This window comes from Rhizocola hellebori (assembly GCF_016862955.1).
GTDB classification, from domain to species: Bacteria; Actinomycetota; Actinomycetes; order Mycobacteriales; family Micromonosporaceae; genus Rhizocola; species Rhizocola hellebori.
In genome coordinates this window covers 344,979-363,561 of record NZ_BONY01000001.1, presented here as the reverse complement: position 1 = coordinate 363,561, position 18,583 = coordinate 344,979, and the positions used below count along the sequence as shown (strand labels likewise).

17 protein-coding genes are annotated in these 18,583 nt (G+C 67.9%); 1 reads left to right on the top strand and 16 read right to left on the bottom strand.

From position 1 onward, the window contains the following. Positions 1-26: 26 nt before the first annotated feature. From Rhe02_RS01560 to Rhe02_RS01515, 10 genes are all read right to left on the bottom strand, one after another. On the bottom strand, positions 27-422 hold the full coding sequence (locus tag Rhe02_RS01560; protein WP_203906160.1) for a hypothetical protein: 396 nt from the start codon (positions 420-422) through the stop codon (positions 27-29). 2 nt (positions 423-424) lie between these two features. Then, a complete protein-coding gene (locus Rhe02_RS01555; protein ID WP_203906159.1) occupies positions 425-2,206 on the bottom strand; it encodes an eCIS core domain-containing protein in 1,782 nt (593 codons plus the stop codon). A 96-nt stretch (positions 2,207-2,302) separates the two neighbouring features. Beyond that, on the bottom strand, positions 2,303-3,265 hold the full coding sequence (locus Rhe02_RS01550; protein WP_203906158.1) for a hypothetical protein: 963 nt from the start codon (positions 3,263-3,265) through the stop codon (positions 2,303-2,305). Next, a complete protein-coding gene (locus tag Rhe02_RS01545) occupies positions 3,262-3,777 on the bottom strand; it encodes a phage tail protein (protein WP_203906157.1) in 516 nt (171 codons plus the stop codon). Before Rhe02_RS01545 ends, Rhe02_RS01550 begins: the two co-directional genes overlap by 4 nt. Beyond that, positions 3,758-6,478 (bottom strand): baseplate J/gp47 family protein, encoded by a 2,721-nt coding sequence (locus Rhe02_RS01540; RefSeq protein ID WP_203906156.1) that lies wholly within the window; start codon positions 6,476-6,478, stop codon positions 3,758-3,760. Before Rhe02_RS01540 ends, Rhe02_RS01545 begins: the two co-directional genes overlap by 20 nt. Positions 6,479-6,485: 7 nt before the next feature. After that, positions 6,486-6,905 (bottom strand): GPW/gp25 family protein, encoded by a 420-nt coding sequence (locus Rhe02_RS01535; protein ID WP_239123194.1) that lies wholly within the window; start codon positions 6,903-6,905, stop codon positions 6,486-6,488. After that, on the bottom strand, positions 6,902-7,240 hold the full coding sequence (locus tag Rhe02_RS01530; protein WP_203906155.1) for a hypothetical protein: 339 nt from the start codon (positions 7,238-7,240) through the stop codon (positions 6,902-6,904). The genes Rhe02_RS01535 and Rhe02_RS01530 overlap by 4 nt, the downstream gene beginning before the upstream one ends. A gap of 2 nt (positions 7,241-7,242) precedes the next feature. Next, positions 7,243-8,796, bottom strand: a complete 1,554-nt coding sequence (locus tag Rhe02_RS01525) for a phage baseplate assembly protein V (protein ID WP_203906154.1) — start codon at positions 8,794-8,796, stop codon at positions 7,243-7,245. After that, positions 8,793-9,662 carry a CIS tube protein gene (locus tag Rhe02_RS01520; RefSeq protein ID WP_203906153.1) on the bottom strand — a complete coding sequence of 290 codons (870 nt, stop codon included), beginning with the start codon at positions 9,660-9,662 and terminating at the stop codon, positions 8,793-8,795. Before Rhe02_RS01520 ends, Rhe02_RS01525 begins: the two co-directional genes overlap by 4 nt. Before the next feature lie 3 nt (positions 9,663-9,665). Then, positions 9,666-9,896, bottom strand: a complete 231-nt coding sequence (locus Rhe02_RS01515) for a hypothetical protein (protein ID WP_203906152.1) — start codon at positions 9,894-9,896, stop codon at positions 9,666-9,668. A gap of 371 nt (positions 9,897-10,267) precedes the next feature. Here Rhe02_RS01515 and Rhe02_RS01510 point away from each other — a divergent pair, with 371 nt between their 5' ends. Continuing rightward, entirely contained in the window at positions 10,268-10,549 is a 282-nt protein-coding gene (locus tag Rhe02_RS01510; protein WP_203906151.1) for a hypothetical protein, read from the top strand. 509 nt (positions 10,550-11,058) lie between these two features. Here Rhe02_RS01510 and Rhe02_RS01505 read toward each other — a convergent pair. The 6 genes from Rhe02_RS01505 to Rhe02_RS01480 all read right to left on the bottom strand — a co-directional run bounded on the left by Rhe02_RS01505 (position 11,059) and on the right by Rhe02_RS01480 (position 18,530). Then, positions 11,059-11,532 carry a phage tail protein gene (locus Rhe02_RS01505; protein WP_203906150.1) on the bottom strand — a complete coding sequence of 158 codons (474 nt, stop codon included), beginning with the start codon at positions 11,530-11,532 and terminating at the stop codon, positions 11,059-11,061. Positions 11,533-11,537: 5 nt separating this feature from the next. Continuing rightward, the gene (locus Rhe02_RS01500; protein WP_239123193.1) at positions 11,538-12,869 is read right to left on the bottom strand and encodes a phage tail sheath family protein; all 1,332 of its coding nucleotides are present in this window, start codon (positions 12,867-12,869) and stop codon (positions 11,538-11,540) included. After that, complete coding sequence (locus Rhe02_RS01495) at positions 12,866-13,603, bottom strand: carboxypeptidase-like regulatory domain-containing protein (RefSeq protein WP_203906149.1); 738 nt, start codon at positions 13,601-13,603, stop codon at positions 12,866-12,868. Before Rhe02_RS01495 ends, Rhe02_RS01500 begins: the two co-directional genes overlap by 4 nt. 91 nt (positions 13,604-13,694) lie before the next feature. Then, positions 13,695-16,892 carry a lantibiotic dehydratase gene (locus tag Rhe02_RS01490; RefSeq protein WP_203906148.1) on the bottom strand — a complete coding sequence of 1,066 codons (3,198 nt, stop codon included), beginning with the start codon at positions 16,890-16,892 and terminating at the stop codon, positions 13,695-13,697. Between the two features lie 4 nt (positions 16,893-16,896). Then, positions 16,897-18,207: a lanthionine synthetase C family protein gene (locus Rhe02_RS01485; protein WP_203906147.1), complete on the bottom strand. Its 1,311-nt coding sequence runs from the start codon at positions 18,205-18,207 to the stop codon at positions 16,897-16,899. A 26-nt stretch (positions 18,208-18,233) separates the two neighbouring features. After that, a complete protein-coding gene (locus tag Rhe02_RS01480) occupies positions 18,234-18,530 on the bottom strand; it encodes a hypothetical protein (protein WP_203906146.1) in 297 nt (98 codons plus the stop codon). Positions 18,531-18,583 lie beyond the last annotated feature (53 nt).

Here is an 18,583-nt window from a genome sequence, read left to right as displayed (position 1 = left end):
CGCCATGGTCCGCACAGGTGTCACGGTCACGTCACGGTGGCTTGATCGCTGATGGCCTTGATCAGCTCGTCAAGCGCAAGCGCCCCGCTGTGCCGCCATCTCACCGCGCCATCGCGCGTCAAAACCCAATGCGGGCTTGGACCATCAGCGTCCTCGTGCCAGGGCCACCCCTCAAGATCCTCCGGATCGGTGTAGGGCAGCAGGCCGAGCTTGAGCGCGCCGCCGAAGTGCCGTGCCGCGTCCAGGGCGGTCTGCACGGCCACCACGTCGGACACACTCCACGCCGCGAAATCCATGACCAGCCAGGTGCCTTGCCTTCCGTCCGTCGGGGTGGCGCTGTCGAGCGCGTGGCAGTAGGAGGGCTCGCCGGTCAGCGTGATTCGCGGCCGGCCATCGACATCGTTGCTGACTTGATAGGGCATGGTCACGGCCCCGGGGCGACGATGGTGGTCTGAATGGTTTCGACGCTGCTTATCTTGCCCTTCACTTTGGACACCTTGCCGCCGACGGCCTTGGCCACCTTGTCATGCTCGGCTTCCTGAGTGGCCGGGTTGTAGAGCACAATCGTGCCGCCGGGAGCGATGATCCGGGCGATCTCTTCGGCGATGCCGGGAAATCCGATCGGGCCGTTCTCGGCAGTAACCACGTCGGCCACGTGATCGGCGATGGGGATCTTGTTGGCCTTGATGTCGCTTCCGGAGAACTTTCGGTAGATGAAGTTGGGCACGCGCGAGCCGGAAACTCCGGTAGTGGTGGTGCGATCCTGGATGCCGATGTTGGCGGCGCCGGGAAAGAATCCCTCACCGAAGAGGTCGATGTGGTACCTCCCGGTGGTGACACCTTTGGCGTGCGCGTCGGGGCCCTGGTCGCGGGTCCCGGTCCCTTTGGCCCAATCCGCGTAGGTGTCCTTGGCCGCTTCTGGGTGCTTCTTGAGGGCGAGCAGCGCATCGATGTCGGCCCAGACTGTTTCGGCACGCCCGTAGAACCGGCGGTAGTCGTCGAGGTTACGCCGGTCCAGTTGCCTGTTCGGGTCGGCGGCGATCGTTTTGAAGATGGTGGTGACCCAGGTCTTGAGGTCGGCTCGCCGTTTCGCGATCAGGTCAAGGTTCGCCTGAGTCGGATTCACCTTGGCTCGATTGAGCAATGCCCGGCTCAGGTTGATCGCCGAGGCTGGATCGAGGAACGCCTCACCCGACTCCAGCGGCGTAGGGGTCTGCCGGACGATGACCATGCGCCAGAAGTCCCGCGGCTGAACATCTTTCGGAACTCCGGGCGCGGACCCCGGACTCGCGCCATGTTTGAAGATCCCGACGATCGGGCAGTCGGCGCGCTGCGCGGCTACCAGCTTGGCGATGGCGTTGGCGCGATGACAGGACAGGTCCGTGTTGAAGTCGGCATCGCCCTCGATGCTGGCGAACCCGTGGATCTCGAGCTGGTACCCCACCTTGAGCTTGTCAAGCTTGGCTTCCTCGCCGGGCAGCAGATCGTCGCATCCGACCTTGAACAGGAACTGCTCACCGACGACACCAGCCTGGCTCGGCTGGCAGTCGGGTTTGGGCGCTCCGAGCTCAGCGGGCTGACAGCTGCGCTGCACGCGCTCCTCGTGACCGTCCTGCTGCAGCACATGCGCCAGCTCGTGGGCAAGCAGCCGTCGTCCCTCGTTAGTGGACGGTGCATATCCTTGGGAATCAAAGACTATGTCCCTGCCGACCGTGTAGGCGCGGGCGTTCATGGCCGCCGCCGAGCGTCTTGCGGCCTCTCCGGTATGGACTCGTACCAAGGAAAGGTCACGGCCGAATCGCGGCTCGAAGAAGGCCCGTGCCGCCGAGTCCAGCGGCTGGCCGGCCGAGCCGAGCGCCTCGCGCACCCCGCTGGGCGACTCGTCCCCGCAACTGGCGCCCTGCTCCTCACAAGGGCCGCAGCAGGCCCGGCTGACCTGCGGCGCGACCGCCGGGCTCACCGGCCCGACCGGGCCGGCCGAGCCCATCACCCGGTCGGCTATCCGATCGGCCTCGCGCTCGTAGACATCATCGGCCGCGCCGACCCGCAACTTGGCCTGGATCGGCAGCGTGCGGAAATCCCAAGTGCCGCGCGAGAAAGCCTGTTCGTTCGCACTGTCAGCGTCGATGTCCCGGCTCGGCGGGAAGGTGGTCCGGCTCGAGGCAGCGGCCGTCGTCTTCGGTGCCGTCAGCTGCGCCTCGAACATGTCGCCACCCTTCCTCGGCCCTCACCACACTATTCATACGCTGCGGCAACCCAATGTTGAATCGCATCCCTGACAGAACCCCGACACGAACGGGTACTACTCCTTTTCGATCTTGATCGCATCGATTCCGGCGCGATAGCAGCAGGAGTCTGGGGATTTGCCGCGCATGGTGAGACCGAAGGTGTGTTGGCCTTGCTCGAGATAGAGGCTGCCGTCGGTCTGCCAATCGGTGATCTCTTCGAAATGGTCGAAGCCCTTGAACTCCCCGCCGAGCTGTTTCCAGTCGATGCTGAGGACGACGTTGCCATGGTCCGGACCGCGTGATCTCTTCGTGGAGATGATGTAGCGGCCGCTCTCGGGAATGTCGAATTTCAGGCTCATCGCCGGACCTCTGTAGTCAGCCTGGAAGAGGATGTACTTGCCGCCGGAGGCTTTGTCGGAAAACGGTTCCCGCACCTCGGCGACAGCGCCCGGGTCGGTCACGATCTGCTGGTCCTCGGCCTCGATGATGGTGGCATCGTCCTCGATGATGGTGGTGACATCGGTTTCGCCTTCGCCGAAGAGCGCACTGATTGCGGCCAGGCCGATTATTAAAGCGAATACCGCGGCAATGGCGACGGCAACGACGATCGGCCAGCGGCGCTTGCGAGGCGGCGGTGGCGGCGGGGGAGGCGGTGGTGGGGGAGGAGGAGGCGGCGGGGGGACTACGGGGGCCGGGGCCACCAGGTCGAAGACCACCGAATTGCTGGTCTTGCTGGTCTCTTCCGGCGCCAGGTTGGCCGAATAGACGCGGCCGGCGACGGAGTAGTGGCCCGGCGGGGCATTGGCCGGAACGGCAACCTCTACCAGGTACGAAACCGAGCCGCCCGATGGAACATTGCGAATGGGGTCGGTGACGGTGAACCACGACGGATCGGTTCCGGCGCTGGGAACCACGCCGAACACGGCCAGATCTGAGGCGGGACCTTCGTGGGTCACGGTGAAGGCGATCTCGCCGCGACGCTCCGCGTTTAGGGTGAGCCGGTTTCCGGCCGTGGTGATCGCCCATTGGGTGGTCATGATGGCGCTCCTTCCGCGTCCGGCGCTACGATGATCTCGCAGGTGGTAGCGGCCGGTTTCTCGGCGGCCACCAGCGTTTTGACGAGCTCTAGCTGATCGGCGGCCGTATCCGGTACCCGAATGATGAAATGAAAGGCTCGAGGTTCTTCGATGGTGAAGCCGTCGACTCCGGTCGCGAGCTTTAGCGCCAGCAGCAGACCGACCTTTGTGCCTCGCCACCTGGCCAGCGTGGTCGCCTGGTGGACGAGATCGCGCAGCCGTGCCACGGGTATGCCGCCGCTATCGCCTCCCAGGTGTTCGACGGCAACCCAGCGAGCCAGGTAGGGCATGAACTTGTCGGGGGTCCGGTAGGGCGCGAACAGGTTGTCCAGGGCGGCAAGCGAGCCTTCTGTCGGCTCGTGCAGCATCTGCATGACATCGAGCAATGCCGCCATCGGGTTGCGGCCGCCGTCGGCTTGTGCCGCGGCTTGGAATACGGCCGGCAGCAGACGTTCAATCGCGTCGCGTCTCATCGCGGGTGGTCACCTCGATGTCGTGCTCGCCGGAACAGATGAGCCAGGCGCCCGGGATGGTCACCGTCTCGCCGGCATCCCGGTTCGCCGACGGCTTCCAATGCCTTAGGTCGGCGCTGCGGTACACGCCATGCGCCCCACCGGCCAGCAGCAGCCCCGTGGGGTTCGCCGGTGACTCGGTCGTGTTCGGGTCGGCGGCCGTCACCGGCTCGGCTGCCCGCGGATCGGCGGTCATCACCGCGATGGCTTCGACGGGCTCGAACCCGCGCGGGTCCCGCAGCGGCAGACCGCAGTTGACGCCCACTGACTGCCAGGCCGGCTGCTCGATCCCGGTGTCCATGAACATGACACCGCCGCGGTGGGTGGCCGCCACTGCCATGCGGTCGCTGAATACCAGGGCGCGGCACGTGCCGCCCTTCCAGCCCGCCTGAACGCTCTGCCAGGCGACGTCGGCCTCGTAGAGCCTGGCCCGGAAGCAGCCTTGGCCCTCCATCTGGGGGTCGGCCTCGCCAACGCCGGTCCACAGCCACGTTGTCGGGCCGTCGTACTGCACGGCGAGCGTCCTGGTGTCCACATTGTTCAATCCGATGTGGCGGAAGGTGCCGGAGCGGCCTTCGTCCAGCGACAGGTAGGTGCCCAACTGGCCCAGGGCCGCCAGGGCCACGCCGCGTTCGCCGTGTTCGGAAACGAATGCGCATACGGCGTAGAAGCCGCGGTCCGCGTCGGCGGCGTCGACCTGGATCGGCAGCGGCATGGCATCGTGTTCTCCCAACGCCAGCTCGAACAGCCCGGCGTCGGTGGCCAGCAGGAGACCGTTGTTGCCGTCGCGACCGGACCAGGCCACATCGTTGATGCGAGGGGCGAGCTCGGCCACTTGATGCCAGGCGTCGCCGAGATCCTTCGACACCCACACCCGCGAGCCGGTGATGCCGTCCGCGGTGCTGCGCTCGGTCACGGCAGCGACCCAACCGGGCCGCTCCACTATGCCGGGGCGCACCCGGGCAGGCGCAGGTGCGATGTGCCGCACGGTCTCGCCGGTGAATCGCTTCACCTCTTCCCAGCCACGGCCGGCGTTGGTGGAGCGAAACAACATTTCCTTAGCGCCGGCATAGAAGGTCAGCGGCTGGTACTGGTCGGCGGCGACCGTGCCGACTTGCTCATAGGGCACGCTGTCGACCAGGAGGCTTACTCCATTGACGTAGCGCACCGCCGGGTCGGCCCCCTCCAGCGCACGGTACACATTGGACAGTCGCAGCGGCTCGCCGAATTTCCAGCCCGTAGTATTCTTATCCGCGGGCAGCGGGCTGATCATCTGGTACAGGCGCTCGTGCAGGGTCTTCCGGACGGCTGCGACATGCTGCTGCGACTGGACAACGACGGTGGCCTTGATGGATACAGCCTTGTACTTCGCCCAGCTGACTCGCACACTGGTGCCCAGCGCGCGGCGATTGTCCAGATCGTTCTTGGTCAGGTCCAGGGCATGACTCTGCTGTTCGGCAAAGATCTCCTCCACCGACAACCGGAAGTCGGGCTGCTTGCGTGTCACCTCCGGCACCAGCACCACATCGACCTGGCCCGCCGGCGCGAACCGGAACATCTCAGCGCTGGTGAAGGCGTAGGCCCGCGCGACTTCGGAGCGGCCCGAGATGGCCAGCATCTCGAAGTCGCGCGCGGTGACAGCCCTTTGCCGGGAGAAGAACTCGTAAGGGCCGCGCAATAGAGCCGCTTCCAAAGGCTCGGCCGGCAGGCCACCTTGCGCGGATATGGGGTTGCCGACCTCCTTCACCCCGTCGATCGGTTTTACCAGGCGGGTCAGGGTGTTGGCAGCCACGTTGCCGTCCGGGCCACCGCCGGTGGCGTACCACAGCCGTACCTGTAGGCCCGCCCCGGGAACGTCCGCGATCAACCCGCCCGTTTGCGACGCGTTCTTGTCCGGTTGCTCATCTGGGGGCAGGTCCTCCTCGGCGCTCTTCCAGCCGGGCGGGCGCAGGTCCAGGCGCGGCGCGAAGGTGATCACTCCGGTGGCCAGGTCGATCAGGTAGCACTTTCGGCCCAGGGCGGAGCCGGTGAACGCGCCCACCCGTTCCCAAGCCTCGAAAACCCTTCCGGCGAACTCGAATGGCCGGTCTGCGTCCGAGGCGTTCGGCGACACCTCGACCGCGAGCATGACGCCCTCGTCGGGGTGGGAGGTGTGCACGATCGGAGAAGACTTCGTCTGCATGATCTGGCCGCCTTGGCCGTTTCCCACCCCGATCAGCTCGCCCTCGACGAATTCGCAGTGGTGCATCAGCACACGCACCGGTTCGCTGCCCGCGACCGCGGACACCGGCTGGACGGCGGTGAACGTGACTGGCGGCTTGCCGGCTCCGCCGGCGGTGACCACCTGCGTGCCCCTGGGTATCACCAAGGGTCCGGACGTGCCGTCGGCGCGTACGAATTCGACCATCACCGAGGCTGCGCTGGGCGGGTGCGGGCTGGTGCCGAGCAGGTTCAGGAAGGCGACGTACGCCTTGTCCGGCAACCGGTTCAGCCGATAGATCATCACTTCGGTCAGGTAGGCGAAAGCCTCCAGCAGTACCGCACCCGGGTCGTGCGGGGATCGATCTGTCCAATCTGGACAGACCTCGTGAATTCGTGCCCACGCCGCGTCGAGCAGATGCTTGAAGTCGCGATCGTCGAGATTGGGTACGGGAAGATACATAGGCGTTCTACACCTTCTGCAGGTCGAGGGCGAAGGTGATCGTGTCGACCGCCTGGGAACGGCGAATCCGATAGTCCAGACGGATGTTGAGGTATGACGCAAAGTCCAGGTCAGCGCCCGCATCGATGTCAATGATGGCTATTCGCGGCTCCCACCGCAGCAGCGCCTGGCGCACATAGTGGATGGCCAGTCCTGCCGTCGTGTCGTCGTTGGGTGCGAAGACCAGCCGGTGCAGGTGGCAGCCATAGCCGGGCCGCATCACCCGTTCGCCGGGGGCGGTGGAGATAAGGAGCAGGATCGCCTGCCTTACCGCGGCGTCGCCGTCGGCCAAGCCGAGCACCCCGCCTTGGGTCAGCACGAATCCGCTGCGGGGCTCAGCGACGAACCCGGCGCCGTTGAAGAGTATGGCGCGAGGAGGCGGTGTCACCGGTCGGTCCCCACGAAATGCTGGTGCGCGTCGAGCACCCGGAAGCTGGTGACGCCGGGCGGCGTGCCATCGGTCAGCCCGGCCAGGGCATCGGTCACCAGGCGCATGCCGCCCACGCGCACAAAGATGCTTGCGCCGGCCGCCGGCAGCACCGTGGAGGTGCAGGGCTTGATGTTGGGGCCCGCGTTCGGGCAGCCGACGATCACCCGCCCCGGGATGTCGGTTTCGACGAGTACCGGCACCGCCCCGATGGTGACCCAGCGCTGGGAGGCCAGGTTCATGACCCGGCCCTGATGGTCGCACGTCAGCACGGAACCCTCGTCCAGCCAGAGCATCGTCAGATGCCTCCTTCGGTGGGCACCAGCGCCTGTACGAAATCGACGCTCGCCGCCTGGATCTTTATCGAGTGCCCGGGCGCCCGGATCACCAGGTCGCCCGCCGCGTGCAACAACACGTCTTTCTCGCCCAGATCGAGGTGACTTCCCGCATTGTTGCGCAGGATCAGGCTTTGGTTGTCGTCGTCGACCAGCAAGCGTTGGCCGCCGGCGGTTTGCAGCGACCATCGTCGTACCCTGCCGTGCGCGGTGCCGGCATCGGGCGGGCTGACGGTGCCGTAGAGACCGCCCAGAACGATGCCGGCCGCGGGTTCGCCATGCGGCAGAGCCAGCAGAACGGTGTCGTCGACGTCCGGCAACGCGACCAGGCCGCGTCCCGGTCCGGCCCCGGTGCACAGCACGCTCAGCCATCCCGCGTCGAGATCCCCGTAGGTGGGCAGGCTGACCCGGACCCGGCCGCAGCCGTCCGGGTCCTCGACTTCGGTTACCCGTCCCATGGTCAGGGTGGTGGCGCGCGGCTGCGCCGCGGGGCGTGGCGGTTCGGTGCTGAACTGGGTCAGGTAGCCCCTGGCGTCGACCGTGTGAGTGGTCTCGGTGAGCACGTAAACTCCGGCGACGCCGGCGGCGATGCCCTCCAGCCGCACCCGTGCGCCGGGTCGCAGCCGGGCGTCGCCCACCGCTATCGCCGACACCGTTACCGCGGCCGCGGCGCCGTGGTCCAGAACCGCTTGCGCCGCCGCCCGCATCTCGTCCTCGCCGCAGCCGGGTCGTTCCACGAGCAGCCGTTCGGGTTGTCCGCCAACGTTTTTGGCGTCAGGACGCAACCTGACCTTCCGTCCGGTACGGGCCGCGTCCGCCCGCTGGTCGATCAGCGCGGCGCGTTGGGTATGCCAGCCAAGCACGCGGACCTGTTGCACCACCCGATCCAGGTTGGCTTCCACCCGCGCCGACAGCAGTGCTGTTCCCAATCGCAGCGCCACCGGGTCGCCGTACCCTTCGAGGCTGACCAACCGCACCTTCTTGCCGTCGATGACCGGGTGCAGTCCGGCGCCGTTCGCCACTTCGACAAGCAGCTCGAGGTCGTGCTGGTGGTGGTGGACGACGCGGTCCAAGCGCGGTCCGCCGTTTTCGGCGGTGACCGGCATGCCGGTAAGCGTCTGGGCCAGCTCGGACGGGCTCGTAGCCTCGAATACCTGCGTGTGGCGGCTTTTTCGCAGCCGGTGCAGCCGATCGTAGGCGCGCACCCGCAGGGTCGCAGCGCCGTCCGCAGCGTGGACGAGTTCGAATGCGGTCACCTCGCCGTCGAACAGTTGCGTCGAGTCCGGATGGACCTGGACGGTCAACTGGCTGCCCAAGGCGAACAGGCCCTCCTCGGCGGCACTGCCAGAACGGGTGACGAACGACAGCTCGCATTGGGCTGGTTGGGAAAGCGCGGCGCTGACCCGGGCGGTGACAAGTCTGGCGATCACCTCCGGGGGTAGCTTGCGTCCGTCGGAGCGCACCAGCAGCGCGGGAATCGACGCGGTAAGGGACTTGCGATCGGCCTGTGCGGTCATGGCAGCCCCCGCCGAGGGGGTGTGCCGCTAAGGGGCAGGACCGGTGCCGGTGTACCGGGCGGCGGCGCGAAGATGACCGTACCGGGCTTCAGCGTGAGCGGATTGTCGATGTGGTTGTGCTCGGCCAGCGACCGCCAGGGCAGCGGGCTTCCGAGCACCTCGTTGGAGACGAGGTCGAAACGCACTCCGCTGTACCCGGAACCCTCGGCCGCGTTGCCCGGCCCCACCGGTTGGCCGTCACCCACGACGGTCACGGCCGTGCCTGCCGTGCCTGCCGCGGCGGGCGTAGAGGACGAGGTGGCGGCCGGTGCGGCGGCATGGGCTTCGGCTCTGGTCTCACCGGCGGGCCCGCTGTCCGTCGGCGTCTGGGACTCATCCATCACCATCTGCTGTGGTACCTGTGCCGTGCTCTCCGCGGTGCGGATCATCCTCATTCGCAGCCATGACCGCCGGGGGTTGCCGCCGGGCGTGAAGTAGTCGAACCTTTCGGCGATGGCGGCGATTATCCCGGGGACGTTCCACGCCTTGCCCCACACCAGGCGAACCAGCGGTGGCCGCAGGGCGCCGTCTTGCTGTGCCGAGTTTTCCGCCAGTACCCACAGCTTGCGTGTGAGCGCCCGCACGTCCTCGGGACGGGACTGCCCGGGGACCAGATCAACGTCGAAGAGCACATCGAGCCGAATCTCTGTGCGGCCGCCACCGGTGAACACCAGCGGGTCGTCGCTTAGCCCGGCGCCGGTCAGCTGTCCGGCGGCGGTGCCGCGCACACGTACCCCGGCCAGCCGGTTGACTTGCACCGTTTCGGGATTGAGCAAGCAGTCCACCCGCTCGCCGGTGGCGTCCACGAGGAAGGCGACACGCTCCATCCGTCACTCACCCCGCTGTTCGCGGGCGAGCCGGAGCAGGTGGTCGGGGTCGTCGTCGCAGACCGGCGGAGTCCAAACAGCACTGTCGTCGGGGAGGTCGGGCCACTGGTCGCCGGGCACCTCGGCCCCCGCCTCGTAAGCCGGGACACCGGGCTGCCCGATAGCGGTGAAGCTGAATGGCATTGCGTGCGCGGCTACCGCTGTGTCGGGTGCCGGCCAAGGATCGTGTGCCACGTCAGGTCCTCGCGTGGAGGCGTCGGCGGCCGGTGGTGGATTCCGGCGAAGCGTTTGGCTGGCTGGCGTCAAACCGTGCGGTCCCAACAGCTTCCGCCGGTCGCCGGTCGGCGGCGCGATCGGCGCGTCGGCCGCCACAGGGACCACGGGCGCGACCGCGCAGGGCGGGGAACCCACCAATAGCCGAGGCACAGCAGCCGTGGCGGCGGGCGCCGCCACGCCCGCCGACGTCTGCGCAACAGACGCTGCCGCATCCCCCAGCGCCGCAGGCTTTTGCGCAAGAGACAGCGTCGCTGGCCCATGCCACGGCGTCGCTAGCGTTTGCACAGGGGAAGGCGCCGCTGGCCGATGCGCATCCGACGGCGCCATTGGTGTTTGAGTATCTGACGGCGTGGCTGGCTTGTGCGCATTCGATGGCGGCGTTGGTGTTTGGGCGTCGGCTGGTGTCGTTGGCATGTGTGCATTCGATGGTGCCGCTGGTGTTTTGGCGTCAGCCCGCGCCGCTTGCTTTCGCGCAGTCGATGGCGGCGGTGGTGTTTGGGAGTCGGGTGGTGTCGCTGGCTTGTGCGCAGCCGATGGCGGCGGTGGTGTTTGGGCGTCGGCCAGTGTCGCTCGCCTTCGCGCATCCCTTGGCGGCGTTGGTGTTTGCGTAAGGGGCGGTGCCGCTGGCGGGTGGGGCTGGGCTTGAGCGGCTGTGTCGGGTGGGCTTGGCGCGACGTGGGTGGTTGCCGTCGTGGCGGCTGGATGACTTGACGGATCCGATATTTGGCCGGCGGCCCGGCTCGCGGTGGGTCCCGGCGCGAAGTAGGGGGACTCCGGATCGCCGATGGGCTGCGGCCCGGTAACCCATTGCGTCGCCTTCTGGACTCGGCCAGGCACTCTCGTCAGTCCCAGCCGCTCAACCGTCGGCCAGGTGCTTGCCGGTGAAGCTGGCCCGGGTGGCCTCCTGCCGGCGTGGGTTTGGGCGGGATCCGTGTCCAGGGCGGCGGGATCCCCGGTGCGCGTGCGTACGAGCTGTAGCCACGCCTCGGGCGGGCCGGAGTCGAGCGCGGCGGCGGCCGCCCCGGGCTTGTCTTGCGGCGCGCGCATCAGCGTGGCGGCCACCCGCTGCGCCAGGGCGGCAAGCCGCAGCAGCGCCGCCGCGACCAGCTCGCGCGGCCGGTTACGACCCGCCGCCACTGCCCGGCTCCAGGTCGAGTCCCTCGTAGGCGATCACCAGCGAGTGGAGCAATATCTCCCGGCTCATCGCGTCCAGCGACTCGCTGCGCCATTCACAGGGCCAAGCGTTGGTGAGGTTCCATCGCATGACTTCTGCGGACCCGGCGACGTCAAGCAGGGCGATCGACACGTTGCGCCTGCTCACCTTTCCGGTGATCGTGCTGTGCAGCCAGTCCCACGCCTCGGTCGAGGCCGTTGCGCCGTACCATAATGTGGCCGGCAGGTAGGTGGTGCGCCCAGGGATCGCTTTCACGGTCGCGTTGTCGCCGGCCTCGCGGTACTCGATGGCGTCGACCTTCACACCGAGCCCGCTGACCCGGGTGAAATGACCGTTGGTGATGTTGTTGATCAGGAGCTTGAAGTTGAAGTCCCGGTAGGGGTCCACCCACCCGCCGGGCTGCGAAGCGGCTTGTGTCATTGAACTCACCCTCCGACGACTTCGGTCTGGGAACCACCGGCCCACTGGCTGAGCCGGAACACCACGAACTCGGCCGGTTTGACCACGGCCAGACCGATGACAGCCATGACTATGCCGATGTTTCGCTGATCCGGCGGGTTCGTTTCTTCGTCGCACTTGACGAAGAAGGCCTCCTGGGGCGTCCGGCCCAGCAGCGCGCCATCGCGCCACACCCCCGTGAGGTAGGCGGTGATATCGCGCTTGATGGAACGCCACAGTGTGTAGTCGTTGGGTTCAAATACCATCCAGCCGGTGCCCAGCTCGATCGATCTGCCCACCGCGTTGAAAAGGCGGCGCACATTGATGTACTCCCAAGGGTCTCCCTTTTGAGTGAGGGTCTTGGCACCCCAGACCCGGATGCCCTCGGAAGCGAAGTAGCGGATGCAGTTGACGCCTTGGGGGTTGAGCCTCTCCTGATCCTGGCGGGTCACCCGGTAGGCCACGCCGGTCGCTCCGCGCAGCGGCTCGTTGGCCGGCGCCTTGTGGACGCCGCGGAGCGCGTCGGTGCGCGCCCAGACGCCCGCGATGTGTCCGCTCGGCGGCACGTCGTTGACTGTCAGCCCGGTAAACGGATCCTTGATCGAGATCCGTGGAAAGTAGAACGCGGCGTTGACGGACGTTGCCGGGCGCAGCCCGCCCCCGCTGGTCGGCGCGGGCGGTGTGGCCGGCGGGGCGGGTGTGTCGGCGCCCTCGGCCCCTTCGGCGCTGTCGGACTCGGAGTCCTTGTCCGCCTTCTTTTCTGGCGGCTTCTTGTCCGGTGGCTTGGCCGCCGCTGGCGCCGATTGCGGCGAGCCGCCCTCCGTCTCCACCTCAAGCAACTGGCTAACGTCTGTGACACGGTCTTTCGTGGGATCGAGGATGGCCATCGGGAAAGTCTGGTTGGCGGCAAAGTTGGTCAGCGCAATGTGCGAGCCGATGTCGGCGAAGCCCGGGGCGGCGACAATGGCTATCTCATCGATAGCCTCAAAAAGGTCCAGGCCGGAACGGCGTCCCTGGGTGCCAGTGATCGACTTGGAGTTGCCAATGTTGACGACCCAGCAAGTGCTGCCGCCGTTGTCGAAAAAGCCGAACACCGCCCGGGTCAGGTCGGTACTCTCCAGTGTTTCGTTGCCCTTCTTCTCGCAATAGATCCGCAAGTAGTCAGCCCAGCTGTTGACAATTTTCGGCTCATCGATCGCGGCATCGGTCGGGGCGCGGCCGACGAAACCGGCGGTGCTCGTGCCGACCGGCGCTATTGGCCGCGCACCACCGGGTACCTCTTCGACATATATGCCTGGCGCGTCGTATGGGCCCATCATGACTCCTCGAAGTCGCATCGGATGACGAGCGGCTCGGCATGGCCGGGTTCGACCTGCGCGATCAGCGAACGGTTGCGGCCCCTCAGCTCGAGGCGGACCGGGCCGTGCTGCGGGACAGCCGCGAACTGGAACATCCCACGTGGATCGGTGTAAGCAGCGCCGGACATGCCAGCGACAGTGACCCGCATGCCCGCCACGGGCTGATCGCCCGGCCCGAGCACGCGTCCCTGCAGCGGCCGCATGTCCAGCGACTGCAGCCGCAACGGTTGCAACACAAGCGGCGACGTGGCTGGCGGCTCGTGCTGGACGTGCGCGGTGGCGTCCACCAGCAGACCGGGACGCGGCGTCGTGCCCAGCGCGAGCCACAGCAGCGCATCGGGCGGCTCCGGGCAGATCGTCGGCTCTCCCGCTTGGACCGCGGCCACCAGCACCATGTCGAGCAGCCGCAACGAGTCCGGGCCTATCGGCGCATCGGCCGGCGCGACCAGATGCCGTACCCGGAAGGCGGCTGGATCTGTGCTGCCAGGCATGCGCGTCTGCGTTTCGGGACGCAGCCCCAGCGGCCACAAACGCAGCGCGCCCACCGCAGGTGCGGTGTCGTCCGGCGACTGCTCGTCGGTCGTGTCGCCGAAAAGCACCGCGACGCCGGTGACCTGTTTGAGCCAGGAGGCCAGCTGGCTGGTGGCTGCGGCAAGCGGGCCGGCCGCGTCGCGGGCTTGCTTCTTACCAGTCATGCCGCAACCTGATCCTCCTGTCGGGCGGTCGGTCGTCGTTGACTGCCGTCGGATTCACATAGGACGTGCGTCGCCGTCCGTCCAGATTTAGTCAACCACGCCCGACCTGGACCTGACCTGCGTATTCGGCATTTGAATCACCGGTGTGCGCAATGTGCACCGTGGTGGTTTCGGTGAGCCGGACAGGCGCTCGCTCCAGCGACTCCAGCGTGCGCAGCACAAGTCCGAGGGCTTGGTTTTCCGGATCGCGATCGATGCCGAACAGCCGGTTGCAGTGCATGTGCACCAGGGCGCGCTGGATGTGGGGCAGCGGCCGGCTCAACCGTCCCGCTGCCTCCAACTCGGCGAGGCGTCCGGCGCTGGGCGACAGCGCGCCGTGGCGGCGGTCAAGGGCGGAAACCACTGCGCCACCGGCGATTTGGGCTGCTTCGCCGGGGACGCCGAGAAGCCGCCGGAGCGTCGCCTTGGAATCGCGAAAGGCCGCGCCCGCCGCTTGTCGTGACACAACCAAGGCACGGCACCAGCCGAGCCGTTGCTGGACGTCCAGTCCGAAAGAGCTCAGCAGGTCGTCGATGCTGAGCACGGCCAGGGTCAGCCGGTCTAGCGGCGTGCGGCGGGCCTGAATCGCGGCGAGGAGTTCGGCACACGCGCGGCTGTCCGCCGCGAAGACTTCCTCGGTGAGCTCCATCGCCTCGTTGCCGCCGTACCGTTCCACCTCACGGTCGTATGGCTCGATCGACCATCCCGCACAGATGCCCTCGCGGATAAGCGCGTCCGCGGTCGCGGCCAGGGCTGGCAGCACGCGCGCGTGCAGCTTGTTGGAATCGCCGAGGAAACGCAGCCGCAGATGGGAATCCGGATCCGCATATCGGACGAAGAACCACGACCGGGCATGCCCGGCCGCTCTCATCGATTCGGCGAACCGGCCGATCTGGCCGGCGACGGCGTCGTCGATGGCGTCGGCTGGAAGCAGCAGGTGCGCGCACAACCACCTTCCTGCGGGCGATTGCCGGTATGCCGTGGCCGACAGCGCAGGCCGCAAGGCGGTGTGGCCACCCGGTTCGGGTAGCTTCGGCACGGTCAAGGCAGGCTCGGGCGCGGACGCCGGCTCAGGAGCTTCCGTCACGAGGGGGACGGTCAACTCGGCAAGATAGTGACCTTTCGGACCCGCCAGCCACGCGCGATCCAGCGGCGGGTAGACCTCCTCGAGGCGCAGCTGGTTTGCGGTGCGCAGAGCTCGTGATGCTTCGCGGCGCAGGATCTCGACATGCGCGCCATCGTCGAGATTGACCAGAAGGCGGTTGTCCGCGGCGGTGATATAGACGTGCTGCGGGACCGACCAGGTAGCCCGCCAGCGCGCGAATGCCGTACCAAAATGGCGTTTTTCTGCGGCGGCCAGCTCTGTGTTCAGCGCATGCGCGGTGATTCGCCACTGCGCGGGCCGCAGAATGGTTTTGCCGCAACGCACTCGGGGCAGGCGTGGGAACCGTGCGGCGGTGCCCCAGTCGAAAGGCGCCAGCTGCGCCACCCCGTCGTCTCCCACGTCGGCAAGGAACCGGCAGAAGGCGGGCGCTTGCAGGTTGTTGAGCATGTGGGAGGACACCACGTGCAAATCCGCATCCTGCGCGCCCCACCGCAGCACGAGGCGGCCGTCGCGAACGGCGACCTGGACCTGGTCTATGGGTATGACCTGCTCGTCGGCGACTCCGGGGGCCACCGCCAAACAGATCTCCCGTCGCACAAGCGACGGTCTCACCGCGACATTCGCGGAACGCACGTTGGACGGCAGGTAGACCAGCTCCACCGGCAGGCGGCCTTGCGGGAGCACGGCCGCGCAACGCTCGGCGAGGCCGCGGCCGCCCGCGCCGAGCAGTGTGACGAAGCGGCCAAGGCCCTTGCCGGCTCGGCGCGCACCGGTGTTCGGGCCGACCACGATCTCGAAGTCGCCCGAGTCGATCGCCGCCGCGGAGGTGGCCGCCACAAACACGTTGACATCGACCGATGGTGGCGCCGTCGACGACGGCGACCAGGTTCGCAGCTGGCCGAGCACCGTCTCGTCCAGATTCACCTCGACGCTTCCGGCGGCTAGGGCACCGGCCGCGAGGTGCACGAGAGCCGCTTCGCGGCGTGCGGCCACCCCGGCGCTCACCTGTGCCACCGGCGATCCGGGCGGTGGGGGACCTATCCCGGTGGCTGGGTCTAGCGCTTCCATCACGGGGACAGTGCGGTCCATGCCGTACCGGGCCACGAAAGCGCGCCGCCAGGCTGCGAGCCAGGACGGGCCGTCGGGCAGGGGAGTCATCGACAGCAGCAGCGAGGCCGCGCGCGCCGCCTCCGCGCCGACGACGGCACTGATGCGGTCGCCGCGCAGGGTGATCCGGCTATCGGTCATCAGCGGGCGGTCCGCGGCGTGTGGCGAGAGGGCGCGGGCCATCTGCACCACCTGGCGATGGCCTCCCACCGTCGCGTCGACTCCGCCCGCATCCAACGCCGTGGCGGCGGTTACCAACGCGCGCAGGCGATGGGCGGTCTCTCCGGACTCGGAGATGCCGTCAAGGCGCTCCACAAGATAGGACGCCGGGTCGGGGCAGGTCAGTGGCGGCCATAGGTCGCTGACCAGCAACGTGTTGCGCCACAGTGCGTCGATGAGCGCCGCGGCCTGTTCCGACGTCGCGCCGGGCGCGGTCAGCGAAACGCGGTCGACGAGGTCGGCGTACACGATGGGCTGGCTGGCAGCCTCAAGAGTTCGCAGCACCACCTCGGTCGCCCGGACGGAGACTTGCTCGCGGGAAGCCCCTATCCGTGGCGCACGCTCGGCCAGGACCACGCGACCGCCGCGTCGCCATGCCGCGGGATGCGTGCGCAACCGCAGTCTGCGCCGGACATCGGGATTCTCCTCGAGGGACTGGATCAGCCCGGCGAGCCATTCCAGATCCAGCCGCGAACGGGTGCGCATCGACTCGCCCGCGTGCTGGACAGTGGTTTCCTTGCCGAAGCTCACCAAGGCGACCCCGGCAGAGGCGCCGAAAGGTGTGGGGCGCGTGGCCATCCGCATGAGGTACCTGAGCAACGCCGACCGAGTGCGTTCGTCCCGCGATGGCCCTCGCTCGACGGCGTCGAAGAGTGCCGGGCTGCTCAGCAGCAAGGCCCGCCGAACTTCGGGCATGGCCACGAGACGGTCCAGGGCCGCATCCCGGTCGGTGAGAAGATCCATCGCAGCTTCGACCGGAAGCAGTGGCGTGCGCACCATGGCCTCTCCGAACGGGCGCAACACGGTCGTGTTCGACATCGGCTCACGCCAGGAGCAGGACGCGGTCCCACCCGGTGTCGGTGGTCAGGTCGAGCAGCGCGAGCATTACCCCGACCGAGCCATCCAGCAAGCCCGGATGGTCGACCGGCCGCCCGCCCGGCTCGAGATTTCGGTAGCCCATAAGCGAATCCGGTTCCTCTCGGTGCAGGATCGACTCGGCGATGTCGTCAGCGGCTCGCAGCAGCCGGGGGTCTTGGCAGGTACTTGCCAGGCGCCGCGTCACCTGAAGCAAACCAGCCATTCCGTGGCACGCGGTCGGCGCCTCGATATTGCGTACGGCGGCAGGCCGTCGATGAACCGCAAGCACAGCGTCGACCGCCAGCAGGGCGAGAGCGTCATCGTTGAGAATCTCAGCAGCCATCCCGAGCGCACCGGCGATCCCCGGCGCGCCATAGCACCACGCGCCACGGCACGGGCGCGGGGCGACCTCCGGCGGGTCCACGGAGACAGCGCTGGGCCAGTTCGGCCCCCACCGGTCGTCGACGCGATTGCCGAGCACCCATCGCGTCAGCCGGGCGGTCGCGTCCTGGATGGCGTTGCGGCGCAACCCGCAGCGGTGCGCGAGCGCGAGAGCGGCGATGATGCCCGGAACACCGTGCGCCATCCCAAGGTTCAGGTGACCTCGCGGATGGGCGGTCAGCAGGCCGCGATCGGCGGTGCGTTCCGGCGGGGTGAACCAGCGCGGAGGAACCGCCGGGTCGGCGAGGGTAACCAGGGCATCGATACACGAGAGCAGCGCAGAGTGCACGTCTGGGTTTTGTTGGCGGGGCAGCAACCCGGCGACCATGCCGGCCAGCCCGGACACCACGTCGTAGTCGGCGTTGGCCACCCCATGCCGCGATTCCTTGACCCGCTGAGCCTGCTGGTGGATCCCGGCAAGCATGCCGGAGTCAAGACTGTCCTGGAGCCGCCGATAGCGGCGGCCACCGCGGGAGAGCCGCCACGCCGCCAGGCTCAGCCCGGTCGCACCGGTCAGTAAGCCATACGCGCCAGGCTGTTTGCCGGGGGTGGGCGTCAGCACCGCACGCGACAGCCACAGGTGGCCGACGCGATCCCATCCCTCGTCCGGATACGCCGCGTCGAGAGCGCCGCACGCCAGGGCGATTCCGGCGTCGCCCTGAGCAATACTGGCCGCCCGCCAATGGGCGGTGCGCGGGAACTGGGTCTGGCTGCGATGCGACGCGATAGCCGCGGTCACCCGCTGCGGGTCGCGAAGGTGGTCCGCCAGCCGCCTTACGGCCGCCGTGCACCGCTCAGCGAGCGGCAGCGCTACGGCGGCCTCGGCGGATGTCATGTGCCCTGGCGGAAAGCGGACCCCCGCTACTTGGGGCATGTTGCCGTATCAGGGCAATCGCAGGTGAACGCGCCGTCGGAGATCGGGATGATGCTGGCTCCGCCCTCGCAACAGTCGTCCGTCCCCGGACTCGGGTTGCACTCCTTCACCCCACTGATGTCGCAGGCGGGCTCGCAGGTGAACTCACCCTGCGTCGGCTGCGGCCCGGGCTCCTCGGCGTGGACTGTATGCAGCGCCGAGACCCTTAGGTCGATGTCGAACAGGTCCAGCTCTCCCTCAGCGAGCAAGGCCCCACTGCCCGTCATTCCCACTGGCTTCGTCATCGCGGCTCCCCCTCGCTCAGATCGCTGTTCAGCCAATGAAACGCTGGTCAGAA

What these genes read in the sequence shown, in the direction of transcription:
- Rhe02_RS01560 (WP_203906160.1), bottom strand. Translation starts at nt 422, where the DNA reads ATGCCCTATCAAGTCAGCAACGATGTCGATGGCCGGCCGCGAATCACG.
- Rhe02_RS01555 (WP_203906159.1), bottom strand. Translation starts at nt 2,206, where the DNA reads ATGTTCGAGGCGCAGCTGACGGCACCGAAGACGACGGCCGCTGCCTCG.
- Rhe02_RS01550 (WP_203906158.1), bottom strand. Translation starts at nt 3,265, where the DNA reads ATGACCACCCAATGGGCGATCACCACGGCCGGAAACCGGCTCACCCTA.
- Rhe02_RS01545 (WP_203906157.1), bottom strand. Translation starts at nt 3,777, where the DNA reads ATGAGACGCGACGCGATTGAACGTCTGCTGCCGGCCGTATTCCAAGCC.
- Rhe02_RS01540 (WP_203906156.1), bottom strand. Translation starts at nt 6,478, where the DNA reads ATGTATCTTCCCGTACCCAATCTCGACGATCGCGACTTCAAGCATCTG.
- Rhe02_RS01530 (WP_203906155.1), bottom strand. Translation starts at nt 7,240, where the DNA reads ATGCTCTGGCTGGACGAGGGTTCCGTGCTGACGTGCGACCATCAGGGC.
- Rhe02_RS01525 (WP_203906154.1), bottom strand. Translation starts at nt 8,796, where the DNA reads ATGACCGCACAGGCCGATCGCAAGTCCCTTACCGCGTCGATTCCCGCG.
- Rhe02_RS01520 (WP_203906153.1), bottom strand. Translation starts at nt 9,662, where the DNA reads ATGGAGCGTGTCGCCTTCCTCGTGGACGCCACCGGCGAGCGGGTGGAC.
- Rhe02_RS01505 (WP_203906150.1), bottom strand. Translation starts at nt 11,532, where the DNA reads ATGACACAAGCCGCTTCGCAGCCCGGCGGGTGGGTGGACCCCTACCGG.
- Rhe02_RS01500 (WP_239123193.1), bottom strand. Translation starts at nt 12,869, where the DNA reads ATGATGGGCCCATACGACGCGCCAGGCATATATGTCGAAGAGGTACCC.
- Rhe02_RS01495 (WP_203906149.1), bottom strand. Translation starts at nt 13,603, where the DNA reads ATGACTGGTAAGAAGCAAGCCCGCGACGCGGCCGGCCCGCTTGCCGCA.
- Rhe02_RS01490 (WP_203906148.1), bottom strand. Translation starts at nt 16,892, where the DNA reads ATGTCGAACACGACCGTGTTGCGCCCGTTCGGAGAGGCCATGGTGCGC.
- Rhe02_RS01485 (WP_203906147.1), bottom strand. Translation starts at nt 18,207, where the DNA reads ATGACATCCGCCGAGGCCGCCGTAGCGCTGCCGCTCGCTGAGCGGTGC.
- Rhe02_RS01480 (WP_203906146.1), bottom strand. Translation starts at nt 18,530, where the DNA reads ATGACGAAGCCAGTGGGAATGACGGGCAGTGGGGCCTTGCTCGCTGAG.